Source organism: Streptomyces sp. NPDC047022, assembly GCF_040644155.1.
In the GTDB taxonomy this organism is placed as follows: domain Bacteria; phylum Actinomycetota; class Actinomycetes; order Streptomycetales; family Streptomycetaceae; genus Streptomyces.
On record NZ_JBEYVV010000025.1, the window covers coordinates 80,281 to 93,721 of the forward strand.

Consider the following 13,441-nt stretch of genomic DNA (forward strand, 5'->3'; position numbering starts at 1 on the left):
TTCGCACCTCCGGAAGGAAACCATGGCCATGGACGCCATCTCCGTCATCCGCACCAAGCGGGACCGCGGTGAACTGAGCGACGAGCAGATCGACTGGGTCATCGACGCCTACACGCGCGGCGAGGTCGCCGACGAGCAGATGTCGTCGCTCGCGATGGCCATCCTGCTCAACGGCATGAACCGCCGTGAGATCGCCCGCTGGACCGCGGCGATGATCGCCTCCGGCGAGCGCATGGACTTCTCGTCCCTGTCCCGTCCCACCGCGGACAAGCACTCCACGGGCGGCGTCGGCGACAAGATCACGCTCCCGCTGGCCCCGCTGGTCGCCGCCTGCGGCGCGGCCGTCCCGCAGCTGTCGGGCCGCGGCCTCGGCCACACCGGCGGCACGCTGGACAAGCTGGAGTCCATCCCCGGCTGGCGCGCGCTGCTGTCGAACGAGGAGATGCTGCACGTCCTCGACACCACCGGCGCGGTGATCTGCGCGGCGGGCGACGGCCTGGCCCCCGCCGACAAGAAGCTCTACGCCCTGCGCGACGTCACCGGCACGGTCGAGGCGATCCCGCTGATCGCCTCCTCGATCATGTCGAAGAAGATCGCCGAGGGCACCGGTTCCCTGGTCCTGGACGTGAAGGTCGGCTCCGGCGCGTTCATGAAGACGATCGAGGACGCCCGCGAGCTGGCCTCCACCATGGTCGGTCTCGGCACGGACCACGGGGTGAAGACGGTCGCCCTCCTCACGGACATGTCGACCCCGCTGGGCCTGACTGCGGGCAACGCCCTCGAGGTCCGCGAGTCGGTCGAGGTACTGGCGGGCGGCGGCCCGGCGGACGTCGTCGAGCTGACGATCGCGCTCGCCCGCGAGATGCTCGACGCGGCCGGAGTGAAGGACGCCGACCCGGCCAAGGCACTGGCCGACGGCTCGGCCATGGACGTCTGGCGCCGCATGATCGCGGCCCAGGGCGGCGACCCGGACGCGACGCTGCCAACGTCGAAGGAGCAGCACGTGGTGAAGGCCCCGTCCTCGGGCGTCCTGACCCGCCTCGACGCCTACGGCATCGGCGTCGCCGCCTGGCGCCTCGGCGCGGGCCGCGCCCGCAAGGAGGACCCGGTGCAGGCGGGCGCGGGCATCGAGATGCACGCCAAGCCCGGCGACACCGTGACGGCGGGCCAGCCCCTGCTGACCCTGCACACGGACACCCCCGAGCGCTTCGAGTACGCGCTGCAGGCGGTCGAGGGCTCGTACGACATCGCGGCGGCGGGCACGGAGTTCCCGGCCACGCCGGTGGTGCTGGAACGTATCGCCTGACCTGCGGTTTCCTCATTCGGGTGAACGGGACCGGTGGACCTCCACCGGTCCCGTTCGGCATGCTGGGATCGGTGACGTACCGATAGGAGACACCGCCATGAGCGCACTCGACGCCGAGCCCGAGTCGGGCTGGGACGCGATCGTCCGTGTCTGGGAGGAAACGGACGCTCCTGAGGGCGGCAAGGTGGAGATCATCGAAGGGGTCGTCACCGTGTCGCCTCCGCAGTCCGAAGAGCACAACGACGCGGTCGAACTGCTTCATCAGCGTCTGTACGCCGTGGTCCCCGAAGGCTGCGGGATCTATCAGACGCTGGGGCTGACAGTTCCCGAAACAGGCGGGATTTTCATGCCCGATCTGTGTGTCGTCCCCAGAGCTGCCCTGCGGCGGGGCCAGCGCGTGCATGCCAGTGAGGCGGAGCTGGTGGTCGAGGTCACCTCACCGAGCAACGCCAACCACGACCGCATCAAGAAGGTCCATGGCTACGCCCGAGCCGGGGTCCCGCTGTGCCTCCTTCTGGACCCCTGGCACAGCGGTCGCCCCACGGCGACGCTCTACGGGGTGCCCGAGAGCGGCACCTATCGTGTTCTGGACTCGGTCGAGTACGGGGAGAAGATCAGTCTGCCCGCGCCGTTCGACCTCGACCTGGACACCGGAATTCTTCCGGTTCCCTGACGCTCCGCCGGGGTCAGCCGAGCAGGGCCGCGATCACCACCAGCGCGGGTACCGACAGGATCGTGGAGAGCAGGATGGACTCCCGGGCGAGTGTCTCGGCGACGCCGTAGCGGGAGGCGTAGGTGAAGAGATTCTGCGCGGCGGGCAGCGCGGAGGTGACCACCACGTCCAGGAGCGGGGCGCCGTGCAGCCCGAAGACGCTCACCGCCAGGGCCCAGGCCACGACGGGCTGGCCCACCGACTTCAGGGCGACCGAGAGCAGCACCGGCCGGCGTTCGTGGCCGCGGCCCGGCGATGTGCTTCCGCGCAGGGAGATCCCGTAGGCCAGCAGGACCGCGGGGACGGATATGTTCCCGATGAGGGTGAGCGGCTCCATCACCGGCGCGGGCACCTTCACCCCGATCGCGGACACCACCACGCCGGCCAGCGGGCCGACGGCGATCGGATTGCGCAGAGGTGTGAGCAGCCGCCGCCACAGCGGGCCCTTGTCGACCTGGCTCGCGAGGTCCAGCACGGTGAGGGCGATCGGCGAGACCACGAGCACCTGGAACAGCAGGACCGGCGCGACGAGCGAGGCATCGCCGAGGACATACACGGCGATCGGGATCCCGAGGTTCCCGGAGTTGACGTAACTGGAGCACAGAGCGCCGATGGTGGTGCGTCCGACGCCCCAGTGGCCCAGGATGCCGAAGACGACGAAGACCCCGGCGACCGCGGCCGTGCTCATCGCGGTGACCAGCAGCCTGCTGGAGAAGACGACGGACAGGTCCGCCTTCGCGAGGATCGTGAACAGCAGCGCGGGCGTGGCCACATGGAAGGCGAGCTTGGTGAGCACCTCCTGTCCGTTGTCCCCGAGGTAGCCGCGCAGCCCGATCAGGTAGCCCACCCCGATGACGGCCGCGATGACCGCGAAACCCGTCAACACCCCTTCCACGGGGCCTCCTTGGGGCGGAGGAGACGGCCGGGTATCGCGGGTCGGTCCGATGCGTGCGCCACACAGCCAACTCTCTGCGGCCGGTTGCGGCCTGGTCAATGTGATCTTCGGCGCGCCGCACGCCGGTGTCGCGTCCCCCGATGAGTTCCGTGCGCGTACGAGGTCTACCGACCGTGGATGCCATGACACCGCCCGTACTGGCGCTGCCCTCCGCGGTCGGCCCCGAGGAGGCGGAGCGGCTGGGAGACGACGTGCGGGTTCTGCTGGAGTCCGGCGGCGCCGGAGTCGTCGTGTGCGACGTCGCCGCGCTGGAGACCCCGGGCCTGGCCGCCGTGGACCTGCTGGCCCGGCTCCAGTTGGGGGCCCTGCGGGCCGGGGGCCGCCTACGGCTGCGTGGCACCGCCCCTGCCCTGCGGGCCCTACTCGGCCTTGTCGGCCTCCCCATCGAGCTGGAGGGACAGGCCGAACAGCGGGAACCAGCGCGCCGTATCCAGGAAGCAGTGGAACCCGTGGATCCTGCCGTCTGATATCTCCAGGACCTGGACGGCCCAGGCCGTGAAGTGCCCCGTGTCCGGGTCCGGCTTGTACTGCGCGAAGCCCGGCAGGCCGTTGGCCGTGACCGGCACCAGCCGCGAGCCCGCGCAGGCGGCGCCCAGCGTCGTCATGAATCCCGTGATGTCCGCCGTGCCACGCAGCCACAGGTCGAACGGCGGCATCGTCATCACCGCGTCCTCGTGCAGCAGGGCCGTCAGCGCGGTCATGTCGTAACCCTCGAACGCCGAGACATAGCGCTCCAGGAGCTTTCGCTGCTCGTCGTCCAGCGGATCGGAGACGGAGGCCTCGGCGGCCTCACCGCCCCTTTCCGCCAGCGTGGCGCGAGCCCGCTGGAGCGCGCTGTTGACCGAGGCGACCGAGGTGCCGAGCAGCTCGGCCGCCTCGCTCGCCTTCCAGGCCAGCACCTCGCGCAGGATGAGCACCGCGCGCTGTCTGGGCGGCAACTGCTGAAGAGCCGCCATGAAAGCCAGCCGTACCGACTCCTTCGCCACCGCGGCCTCGGCAGGGTCGCTCACCGGCGGCAGGACACGGCCGTCCGGCATCGGCTCCAGCCATGTGCTGTCCGGGCGCGGCGCGAGCGCGGCCCGGGCCAGCGGGGTGGAGTCGGTCAGATCCATCGGGCGGGCCCTCTTGCCGCCCGCGCTCAGCATGTCCAGGCAGACGTTCGTCGCGATCCGGTACAGCCACGAGCGCAGCGAGGACCGGCCCTCGAATCTGTCGTAGCTCCGCCAGGCGCGGACCAGCGTGTCCTGCACCGCGTCCTCGGCCTCGAAGGCGGAACCGAGCATGCGGTAGCAGTACCCGGTCAGTTCGACGCGGTGCCTCTCCAGCCGGACGTCGAGGTCCTGTGCCGTCGCCGTGCCGTCACCCATGGTCCACCCCTGCGGCCGTCCCTGTCGCGCTCCATCGCGCCCCAGCACTCCGGAAGCTACAGCAGGCCACTGACAAAGGCCCCTGGACGGGGAAAGGCCGCCCCGGGAGGGCAGGTGCCCTCTCACGGGACGGTGCGTGAACCCGGCACGCGCGCCATCTCGCGGAATCGGTCGACCGAGCGACACGCTCCCCGTCAGGCCGTCGCGAGACGGCGCTCGACCCGAGCGGCCCGCGACCCGAACACGGTGATCGTCAGGACGCCGGCCACCGCCAGCACGCCCATGCCCACCGTCCCGCCCCAGCCGCCGGCGTGGAAGGCCACCGCGCCGAGCGTGCTGCCGGTGCTGGAACCGATGTAGTACGCCGACTGGTAGAGGGCGGACGCCTGGGCGCGCCCCTGCCTCGCGGTGTGGCTCACCGCGGAGGACGCCACCGCATGGCCCGCGAAGAAGCCCGCCGTGATCAGGACGAGGCCCAGCAGGACGAGCGGCAGGGACTGCGCCAGGGACAGCAGCAGACCCGACGTCGTCGTACCGGCCGCCAGGTAGAGCGCCCCGCGGCGGCCCATCCGGCTCACCAGCCGGCCCGCCGTGGAGGCCGAGACCGTGCCCACCAGATACACCAGGAAGATCGAGCCGATGATGCCCTGCGGCAGCCCGAACGGCTCCTCCGTCAGGCGGTAGCCGATCACCGTGTACACGCCGCCGAACACCATCATGAACAGGGCGCCGATGGCGTAGAGCCGGCGCAGCAGCGGATTGGCCAGGTGGTCGCTGACCGTGCGGGCCAGGACCCGCGGGCGCAGCGAACCCGGCCGGAAGTTCCTGGGCGCCGGAAGCAGCAGCCGGAAGGCCACCGCGCAGGCGAGGGCGATGACGCCGACCGTGCCGACGGAGACCCGCCAGCCCCACTCCTGAGCGACCCAGCCGGTGATCACCCGGCCGCTCATCCCACCGACGCTGTTGCCGGCCACGAACAGGCCGATCGCCGTGATCAGCGCCTTGGGGCTGACCTCCTCGGCCAGATACGCGGTCGCCGAGGCGGGCAGCCCGGCCAGTGCCGCTCCCTGCACGGCCCGCAGGGCGATCAGCGCCCCGAGCGACGGCGCGAAGGGGACCAGCAGTCCGACCGTCACCGCGACCGCCAGCGACGCGGTCATCACCGTACGCCGTCCGAACCGCTCGGACAGCGCGCTCATGGGGAGGACGAACAGCGCGAGACCGCCCGTGGCCGCCGACACGGTCCAGCTCGCCGCGCTCGCCGTCACACCGTAGTCGTGGGAGACGAGGGGCAGCAGGGCCTGCGTGGAGTAGAGGAGGGCGAAGGTCGCCACTCCGGCGAGGAAGAGGGCGAGGCTCATCCGGCGGTAGCCGGGGCCACCCGGGGTCATACGGGAGTCGGCGGAAGGAACTGCTGAGGCATCGGCGCCCACGACGGTGGACGCCCCGGTATCGGCGGCAGGCATGATTCGAAAGTACGGACCGTGCCGTTCATCCGTCCAATGCACAGAAACCCCATAATCGTTCCCATGGTGCATCAGCAGAGGTCGGACGCGGGCCTGTCATCGTTCAGTGACACAAGTGACGCGGAAGACATCGTCATGTCACTCGTGCCGCGCCTGGCGTACTTCGCGGGCGTGGCCCGCACCGAGCACGTCACGCGCGCCGCGCAGGAGATGCAGGTCCCGCAGTCGACCCTGTCCCGCGCGCTGGTCAGGCTCGAACAGGACCTGGGCGTCGACCTGTTCGCCCGCCGCGGCCGTACGGTCTCGCTCACTCCCGTGGGACGGACCTTCCTCGCCTCCGTCGAGCGTGCCCTCGCGGAGATCGGACGGGCCGCCGAGGAAGCGCGCGCGGACGCGGACCCGGCCGGCGGCAAGGTCGCGTTCGGCTTTCTGCACACCATGGGCGCCGAGACCGTGCCCGGACTCATCCACGCCTTCCGTGCCGACCACCCGCGCATCCGCTTCAGCCTCGTCCAGAACTACGGCGAGGCGATGCTCGAACGGCTGCGGGCCGGGGAGCTCGACCTGTGCCTCACCTCGCCGGTGCCGGACGCCCCCGACCTGGTCGCCCGCCGCCTCGACGAACAGAAGCTGCGTCTCGTGGTGCCCGCGGACCACCGGCTCGCGGGCCGCAGGCGCATCCGCCTCGCCGAAGCCGCCGACGAGACGTTCGTGACCCTCGAACCCGGCTACGGGCTGCGCCGCATCACCGACGCCGTGTGCCGTGAGGCCGGGTTCCGGCCAAGGATCGCCTTCGAGGGCGAGGAGGCGGAGACCCTGCGGGGCCTGGTCGCGGCCGGGCTCGGCGTGGCCCTGCTGCCCCCGCCGGCGGTGCCGCGCCCGGGCGTCGTGGAACTCACGGTCACCGCGCCGCGGGCGGTCCGCGAGATCGGCGTCGCCTGGCGGGAGGGGCAGGTCGACACGCCCCCGGTCGCGGCCTTCAAGAGGTTCCTGCTGTCCAGGCGGGGACGCCTGCTGCCCGACTGACGACAGAACCCGGCGCTCACTTCCGCAGCGACCGCCCGAACCCCGCGGCGAGCGGCATCCTCAGACCCAGCGGCGGCGGGGCCGCCAGCGCGTCCTGCACCGGACGGGAGAACGCCCGCCCGAACAACGTGCCCAGCACGAAATCCTCTGCCAGCGCGTGCACTTCGGACCGGTACTGATGCAGTCCATGGCCGTCCGCGTGCACTTCGAAGCGGCAGACATGCCGGTTGGCCTTCTTCGCCCGCGCGGCCAGGCGGAACGACAGTTCCGGGTCCGTGCGCTCGTCATTGGTGCCGTGCACGATCAGCACCTGCCGCCCGTCGAGCTGTTTCACCGGTTCGGGCGATGCGGCCATGTCCTCCTCGGGCAGCCAAGGGGCCATGACGAACGCCGAGTTGACGGCCGTGTGCCCGGCCGCGCGCAGCGCCGCCCGGCCGCCCATGCCGGCCCCGACCAGACAGACCGGCACGTCTCCGTAGCGGCGCACGATCTCGTCGGCGGCCCAGGAGGCGTCCTGCGCCAGATGCGCCTCGCTGCCGTTCCAGCCGCGGTAGCGGTAGTGCACCACGTGGGTGACCAGGCCTTCTTCCCGCCCCGCCCGCGCCAGCCGGCGGCCGAGGGCTCGCACGGAGGCGGCGGCCATCAGCGGGTACGGTCTGCGGGCGGAGACCTCGTCGCCGCCCGGGAGCAGCAGCACCGCGCCGCTCACCGCCATCGACTCCGGGCCGAGCGCCCTCCCCAGCCGGGCCCTGCGAACCGGCGTCACTTGGTGTGCCATGACAGAACAGTGTCAGAAGCAACGGTGTACGAAACCTGGCGTGAGGGTCACCTTTGGGTATCGACGTCTCGTCGTACGTCGAGTTCTACGCGCGTAGGGTCTATGGTGCGGAAATGACGAGCCAGCACCAGAACACCCCGAACCGGGATCAGATCCGCCGGGCTCCCAAGGTCCTGCTCCACGACCACCTCGACGGTGGCCTGCGCCCCGGCACGATCGTCGAACTCGCCGGTGACACGGGCTATTCACACCTCCCCGAGACCGACCCGGAGAAGCTCGGCGTCTGGTTCCGGGAGGCCGCCGACTCGGGATCCCTCGAGCGGTACCTGGAGACCTTCTCCCACACCGTCGGCGTGATGCAGACCCGCGAGGCACTGGTGCGCGTGGCCGCCGAGTGCGCCGAGGACCTCGCCGAGGACGGGGTGGTCTACGCCGAGGTGCGCTACGCGCCCGAGCAGCACCTCGAGGGCGGGCTCAGCCTCGAAGAGGTCGTCGAGGCCGTCAACGAGGGCTTCCGTCAGGGCGAGCAGCGGGCCAGGGAGAGCGGTCGGCGCATCCGGGTCGGCGCGCTGCTCACCGCCATGCGGCACGCGGCCCGCGCGCTGGAGATCGCCGAACTGGCCAACCGCTACCGGGACCTGGGCGTCGTCGGCTTCGACATCGCCGGTGCCGAGGCCGGTTACCCTCCCACCCGGCACCTCGACGCCTTCGAGTACCTCAAGCGCGAGAACAACCACTTCACCATCCACGCCGGTGAAGCCTTCGGACTGCCCTCCATCTGGCAGGCCCTGCAGTGGTGCGGCGCCGACCGTCTCGGGCACGGGGTGCGCATCATCGACGACATCCAGGTCCTCGACGACGGCTCGGTGAAGCTCGGACGTCTGGCCTCGTACGTGCGCGACAAGCGCATCCCGCTGGAGCTGTGCCCCAGCTCCAACCTCCAGACCGGCGCCGCGGACTCGTATGCCGATCACCCGATCGGGCTGCTGCGGCGGCTGCACTTCCGTGCCACCGTGAACACGGACAACCGTCTGATGTCGGGGACGAGCATGAGCCAGGAATTCGACCACCTGGTCGACTCATTCGGCTACACGCTCGATGATCTCCAATGGTTCTCCGTCAATGCTATGAAGTCAGCATTCATTCCTTTCGATGAACGACTGGCGATGATCAATGACGTCATCAAGCCGGGCTACGCCGAATTGAAGTCCGAATGGCTGTTCAGGGACGCCGCCTCCACCAGCGGTTCTGTCGACTCCGACCGCTGACGGGACCGTTGCGGAAGCGGCCGGGAGGCGATTTCCCGGCCGTTTTCCGGTGTTTGCGGAGCCTCGTTTCGCGTGTTTACGGTTCTGGGTCGCTCACGTCCCCGTCATCGGGGCCATCGGGACCATCGCAACCATCGGAACCAAGGACGCGTTCATCATGAAGCAGTCTGCCGCAAGGACCCTCGGTGTCGCCGCTCTCGGTGCCGCCTTCGCCGCCGCCGGCGCGGGTGTCGCGAGCGCCGCCCCGGCCCTCCCGGACGCCCCGGGGCTGGACACCGCCACCCAGGCGCTGCCGACGGGCAACATCGCCGGGATCCTGCCCGGCGCGGGCGAGGCGCTCGGCCAGGGGCAGAACGCCCTCGGCCAGGTGGCTGCCGTCGGCATGCCGATCGCCCACCAGGCCGTGACCGAGGGGCCCACCAAGCCGGTCTCCGGACTGCTCGGCGGACTGCCGGTCGGGAGCCTGCCCACGCACGGCCTGCCGGTGAACGGAATCCCGGTGGGCTGAATCGCCGCATCCGTGACAGCAGAAGGGCGCCCCGGTCCGGGGCGCCCTTCTGTGTGCGGGTGCGCGGGCGGAGCGGTTTGTCACCAGGCCGCGTGCGCGTCCGCCTGGTCCTCCGACGGGAACAGGATCCACAGCGCGATGTAGAGCAGGAACTGAGGGCCCGGCAGCAGGCACGACAGCAGGAAGATCACGCGCATCGTCGTCGCGGACGTGCCGAAGCGCCGTGCCAGCGCGGCGCACACTCCGCCGATCATCCGTCCGTGGGTGGGGCGAGCAAGGGCGGTCATGGGTAGCTCCTTCGCGAGTGTCCGTATCGAGTGCTTGGCGCCTCGGGCGCGTTCGACGTGATTCACGCTACGGGGACGAAGGGGGCGAAGCGTCGCCCTACGGGGCCATACCGACCCTGGGAATCGTCGGGGTCCTCCCCTGAGACGGCTCCTCCCGGGGGAGGGCGGCCCGGCGCCGGTGCTCGACCCGGCGGCGGAGCCGGTGCCGCGCCGCCGGTACGACCAGGAGATGGGCCAGTGCCACGCCGACCGCGCTGAGCAGGATCGAGTCGATGTCCACGACCTGACCCGGCACCCCGGTCTGGAGCAGCTCGATACCCAGGGAGATCAGGGTGCCCGCGGCGACCGTGCGGACGAGGGAGGCGAACGGCGAGACGTCGATCCGGCCCCCCGCCATCGGAAGCAGCACCCCGAGCGGCGCGAGCAGCGCGAGGCCCCTTCCGATGCGGCGTGCCGCCTCCGGCCAGCCCAGCGCGAGATCGGCTCTGACCGTGGCCAGCGGATGCAGATTGGGGGGCATCACCCAGGGGACGTCCAGCGGGCGCAGCGTGATCCAGGCGACGAGCGCGAGGTGTGCGACGAGGAGGACACCCCCTGCCACACGGACGCGGAACGCGGCGCTGCCGCCGTCTGAGCCTTGACGCTGCACGCCCCCCAAGACGCGGCCCACGGCACTTCCGGTTCCCACGCGCTCACTCCGCGGCGACCTCGGTGGACGACGGCTGCTCATCGCCCGGGTGGGACCGTACGTCCGTGGTGCACTCGTAGCGGCGCAGCGGCTGTTCGTCCGGGCCGCCGAGCACGACTCTGCCGTCGTCCGCGGCCGTCGCCTCCGAGTTGGCGAAGGTGCAGACGATCTGCGCGAGGGCGTACGGGGTGAGGTCCCGGAGCCGGGTGTTCAGCCGGAACGTGTCGGACGGGTCCTTGTCGCGCGGTCCGCTCACCTTCATGCCGACGGTCACGCTCGACGCGTACCCCGCCTGCGTCTCCGCGGGGGACGGCTTGGCGGCGAGCTGGTCCAGCAGTCCCTGGGCCACCAGCACCCGGCGCAGCGCCTCGGCCGGGACGTCCGGGATGCGCACGGCACGGTCCACCGTCACCAGTTGCGAGGAGCACAGCAGGAAGACCTGGACCGGGATCCCGCGCCCCGCCTGGGCCGTCAGGTCCGCGCCGGACAGCGCGCACGGCATCCGGGACGGCGCGGGACCGAAGTCCGTCGGCACCTGGGTGGGTCGGATGCCGCAGCCGGCCAGCGTCGCGGCCAGCAGCGGGACGGCGAGCCAGGGGCGTACGCCACGTACTTTCATCGGGCGTGCCCTTCCGCGCCGTTACCGCTTCCGTTCCTGTCCCCGTTCCGCTTCTCCTCCTCGACCAGCGCCGACGCGTCGCGCGGCAGGCGCAGCGTGAACTCCGCCCCGCCGTCGGGTGAGTTGGCGGCGGTGATCTCGCCGCCGTGAATGTGCGCGTTCTCCAGCGCGATGGACAGGCCGAGGCCGCTGCCCTCGGAGCGCGGACGGGAGGCGCTCGCCTTGTAGAAGCGGTCGAAGACATGCGGCAGCACGTCCTCCGGGATGCCGGGGCCGTGGTCCCGCACCTTGATGAGGAGGTCCTCGCCCTCCTCGCGCACCATGACGCGTACGGGGGAGCCGCCGTGCTTGAGCGCGTTGCCGATCAGGTTGGCCAGGATCACGTCGAGCCGGCGAGGGTCGAGCCGCGCCATGAGGCCGCGTTCGGCGTCCAGGTCGACGGCGTCCAGCCAGGCGCGGGCGTCGATGCACGCGGTGATCTGGTCCGCGATGTCCACGTAGTCCAGGACCAGCCGGGCGGTTCCCGCGTCGAAGCGGGTGACCTCCATGAGGTTCTCGACGAGGTCGTTCAACCGCCGGGTCTCGCTGACCACGAGCCGTACGGCCGGCTCGATCATCGGGTCGATGCCGCCCGTCTCCGCGTCCAGCTCCTCCTCCAGGACCTCGGTGACGGCCGTGATGGCGGTGAGCGGGGTACGCAGCTCGTGGGACATGTCCGCGACGAAGCGGCGGGATGCCTCGTCGCGGGCGCTCATGTCCGCGACCTTCTTCTCCAGGGCCTCCGCGGTGCGGTTGAACGTCCGCGACAGTTCGGCCAGTTCATCGGTGCCGGACACACGCAGCCGGGTGTCCAGCTCGCCCTCGCCGAGGCGCCGGGCGGCGATGCCGAGCCGGTGGACCGGCTTCAGCACGGTGGTGGCGGCGGCCTGTGCGAGCAGCGCCGAGCCGATCAGGGCGAGTCCGGTCGCGATCCCCAGCGACCAGGCGAGCGAGTTGAGGTCCTTGGCCTCGGGCTCCAGGGACTTGAGCATGTAGCCGGTGGGGCCACCGCCGATGACCTTGGCACCGCCCACCAGGTACGGCTTGCCGTTCTGGTCGATCCGCTGCCAGTACAGGCGGTAGGCGGACTTGCCGTCCTTGTCGTCCGGGGACACCCGCTGCTGTTTTTCCACCGCCTTCTGGAGCGACTTCGGCACGTCCTCCAGGGTGAAGGTGTCCAGGTCGGACTTGCCCACCACGGTCTTGCCCTGCTCGTCCGTCGCGACCAGCAGCACGCTGAACCGCTGGCTGCTGTTCGCCATCTGCCCGGCGGTGTGCTGGAGCTCGTCCTGCGTCGGGTGCACCGGCAGCGAACTCGCCCGGTTCTGCATCTCCTGCTGGAAGTCGCGCAGCACCGCGTCCTGGGTACGGGTGAGCACCGCCTCGCGGTTGAGCCAGTAGGCGATCCCGGACGCCGACACGGCGGCGGTCAGTGCCACCAGCCCGAAGACCACGACCAGGCGCAGCCTCAGGCTGGTGAAGCGGAGTCGTGACAGTGCGGTCTTCCGCCCCGCGGCCCAGCCGCGGAGTCCCCCTGGCGCGTCGGTCACTGAGGGGTGTCCAGCCGGTATCCGACACCGCGGACCGTGCGGATCAGCGTGGGCGACGACGGGACGTCCTCGACCTTGGCGCGCAGCCGCTGCACACAGGCGTCGACGAGCCGGGAGTCGCCCAGGTAGTCGTGCTCCCACACCAGGCGCAGCAGCTGCTGGCGGGACAGGGCCTGCCCGGGCCGTCGGCTCAGTTCCAGGAGCAGCCGCAGCTCGGTCGGGGTGAGCTGCAGATCCTCACCGTTCTTGGTGACGGTCATCGCCGACCGGTCGATGACGACGTTGCCGAACGACGCAGAGTCGCTGGCCTCGCGCTCGCCGCGCCGCAGCACGGCCCGGATGCGGGCGTCGAGCACCCGCCCCTGCACGGGCTTGACGACGTAGTCGTCCGCGCCGGACTCCAGCCCGACCACGACGTCGATGTCGTCACTGCGCGCGGTCAGCAGAATGATCGGCAGCTGGTCGGTGCGCCGGATGCGCCGGCACACCTCGAATCCGTCGATGCCGGGCAGCATCACGTCCAGCACGATCAGGTCGGGCCGCTGTTCGCGCAGCAGCTTGAGACCGTCCTCGCCGGTGGCAGCGGTGGCCACACGGTGTCCCTGGCGCGTCAGTGAGAGCTCCAGGGCCGTTCGGATGGCGTCGTCGTCCTCGATCAGCAACAGGGAAGGCACAGGTGCCATTCTGGCCCATGCCGTGGCCGCCTTTCGACCTCCCCCGACGTTTGTTCGGATTGCCGGGTCCTTCGGAGCGTCCGCGCCACCGGGCGAAGGCCGGGCCGACGGTTCCCGGACGCCGACGGTCCGATCGGCCGACCGCCCGGATCGGCCGATGGGCGCACGTCCGGCACCGTTGCGGCGTTCCTTCCCCGA

The 13,441-nt window shown here is 71.0% G+C and carries 15 protein-coding genes; 6 read left to right on the plus strand and 9 right to left on the minus strand.

The features are described from left to right. The first annotated feature begins 22 nt into the window (after window positions 1-22). Both ABZ845_RS23385 and ABZ845_RS23390 read left to right on the plus strand, forming a co-directional pair. On the plus strand, window positions 23-1,306 hold the full coding sequence (locus ABZ845_RS23385; protein WP_360982705.1) for a thymidine phosphorylase: 1,284 nt from the start codon (window positions 23-25) through the stop codon (window positions 1,304-1,306). 97 nt (window positions 1,307-1,403) lie between these two features. Then, window positions 1,404-1,979: a Uma2 family endonuclease gene (locus ABZ845_RS23390; RefSeq protein ID WP_360982707.1), complete on the plus strand. Its 576-nt coding sequence runs from the start codon at window positions 1,404-1,406 to the stop codon at window positions 1,977-1,979. Between the two features lie 13 nt (window positions 1,980-1,992). Here ABZ845_RS23390 and ABZ845_RS23395 read toward each other — a convergent pair whose 3' ends face one another. Beyond that, complete coding sequence (locus ABZ845_RS23395; RefSeq protein ID WP_360982709.1) at window positions 1,993-2,913, minus strand: AEC family transporter; 921 nt, start codon at window positions 2,911-2,913, stop codon at window positions 1,993-1,995. Window positions 2,914-3,095: 182 nt separating this feature from the next. Between ABZ845_RS23395 and ABZ845_RS23400 the strand changes: the two genes are divergently transcribed. Then, entirely contained in the window at window positions 3,096-3,440 is a 345-nt protein-coding gene (locus ABZ845_RS23400; protein ID WP_360982711.1) for an STAS domain-containing protein, read from the plus strand. Here ABZ845_RS23400 and ABZ845_RS23405 read toward each other — a convergent pair. Both ABZ845_RS23405 and ABZ845_RS23410 read right to left on the minus strand, forming a co-directional pair. After that, window positions 3,333-4,340, minus strand: a complete 1,008-nt coding sequence (locus tag ABZ845_RS23405; RefSeq protein ID WP_360982713.1) for a sigma-70 family RNA polymerase sigma factor — start codon at window positions 4,338-4,340, stop codon at window positions 3,333-3,335. The genes ABZ845_RS23400 and ABZ845_RS23405 overlap by 108 nt on opposite strands. 194 nt (window positions 4,341-4,534) lie before the next feature. Then, the gene (locus ABZ845_RS23410) at window positions 4,535-5,806 is read right to left on the minus strand and encodes an MFS transporter (protein WP_360982715.1); all 1,272 of its coding nucleotides are present in this window, start codon (window positions 5,804-5,806) and stop codon (window positions 4,535-4,537) included. 63 nt (window positions 5,807-5,869) lie between these two features. Here ABZ845_RS23410 and ABZ845_RS23415 point away from each other — a divergent pair, with 63 nt between their 5' ends. Then, window positions 5,870-6,832 (plus strand): LysR family transcriptional regulator, encoded by a 963-nt coding sequence (locus ABZ845_RS23415; RefSeq protein ID WP_360982717.1) that lies wholly within the window; start codon window positions 5,870-5,872, stop codon window positions 6,830-6,832. A 16-nt stretch (window positions 6,833-6,848) separates the two neighbouring features. Here the strand turns inward: ABZ845_RS23415 and ABZ845_RS23420 are convergent, their stop codons facing one another. After that, window positions 6,849-7,610 (minus strand): alpha/beta hydrolase, encoded by a 762-nt coding sequence (locus tag ABZ845_RS23420; protein WP_360982719.1) that lies wholly within the window; start codon window positions 7,608-7,610, stop codon window positions 6,849-6,851. 113 nt (window positions 7,611-7,723) lie between these two features. Between ABZ845_RS23420 and ABZ845_RS23425 the strand changes: the two genes are divergently transcribed. Then, on the plus strand, window positions 7,724-8,878 hold the full coding sequence (locus tag ABZ845_RS23425) for an adenosine deaminase (protein WP_360982721.1): 1,155 nt from the start codon (window positions 7,724-7,726) through the stop codon (window positions 8,876-8,878). Between the two features lie 157 nt (window positions 8,879-9,035). Continuing rightward, a complete protein-coding gene (locus ABZ845_RS23430) occupies window positions 9,036-9,386 on the plus strand; it encodes an ATP-binding protein (protein WP_360982723.1) in 351 nt (116 codons plus the stop codon). Window positions 9,387-9,466: 80 nt separating this feature from the next. On the opposite strand, the gene ABZ845_RS23435 is transcribed toward ABZ845_RS23430, so the two are convergent. From ABZ845_RS23435 to afsQ1, 5 genes are all read right to left on the minus strand, one after another. Next, the gene (locus ABZ845_RS23435) at window positions 9,467-9,673 is read right to left on the minus strand and encodes a PspC domain-containing protein (RefSeq protein WP_360982724.1); all 207 of its coding nucleotides are present in this window, start codon (window positions 9,671-9,673) and stop codon (window positions 9,467-9,469) included. A 97-nt stretch (window positions 9,674-9,770) separates the two neighbouring features. Further along, window positions 9,771-10,322 (minus strand): VanZ family protein, encoded by a 552-nt coding sequence (locus ABZ845_RS23440; RefSeq protein WP_360982768.1) that lies wholly within the window; start codon window positions 10,320-10,322, stop codon window positions 9,771-9,773. 43 nt (window positions 10,323-10,365) lie between these two features. Beyond that, the gene (locus ABZ845_RS23445; protein WP_360982726.1) at window positions 10,366-10,980 is read right to left on the minus strand and encodes a hypothetical protein; all 615 of its coding nucleotides are present in this window, start codon (window positions 10,978-10,980) and stop codon (window positions 10,366-10,368) included. After that, on the minus strand, window positions 10,977-12,569 hold the full coding sequence (locus ABZ845_RS23450) for a HAMP domain-containing sensor histidine kinase (protein ID WP_360982728.1): 1,593 nt from the start codon (window positions 12,567-12,569) through the stop codon (window positions 10,977-10,979). The genes ABZ845_RS23445 and ABZ845_RS23450 overlap by 4 nt, the downstream gene beginning before the upstream one ends. Beyond that, window positions 12,566-13,243, minus strand: a complete 678-nt coding sequence (afsQ1, locus tag ABZ845_RS23455) for a two-component system response regulator AfsQ1 (protein WP_360982730.1) — start codon at window positions 13,241-13,243, stop codon at window positions 12,566-12,568. The genes ABZ845_RS23450 and afsQ1 overlap by 4 nt, the downstream gene beginning before the upstream one ends. Window positions 13,244-13,441 lie beyond the last annotated feature (198 nt).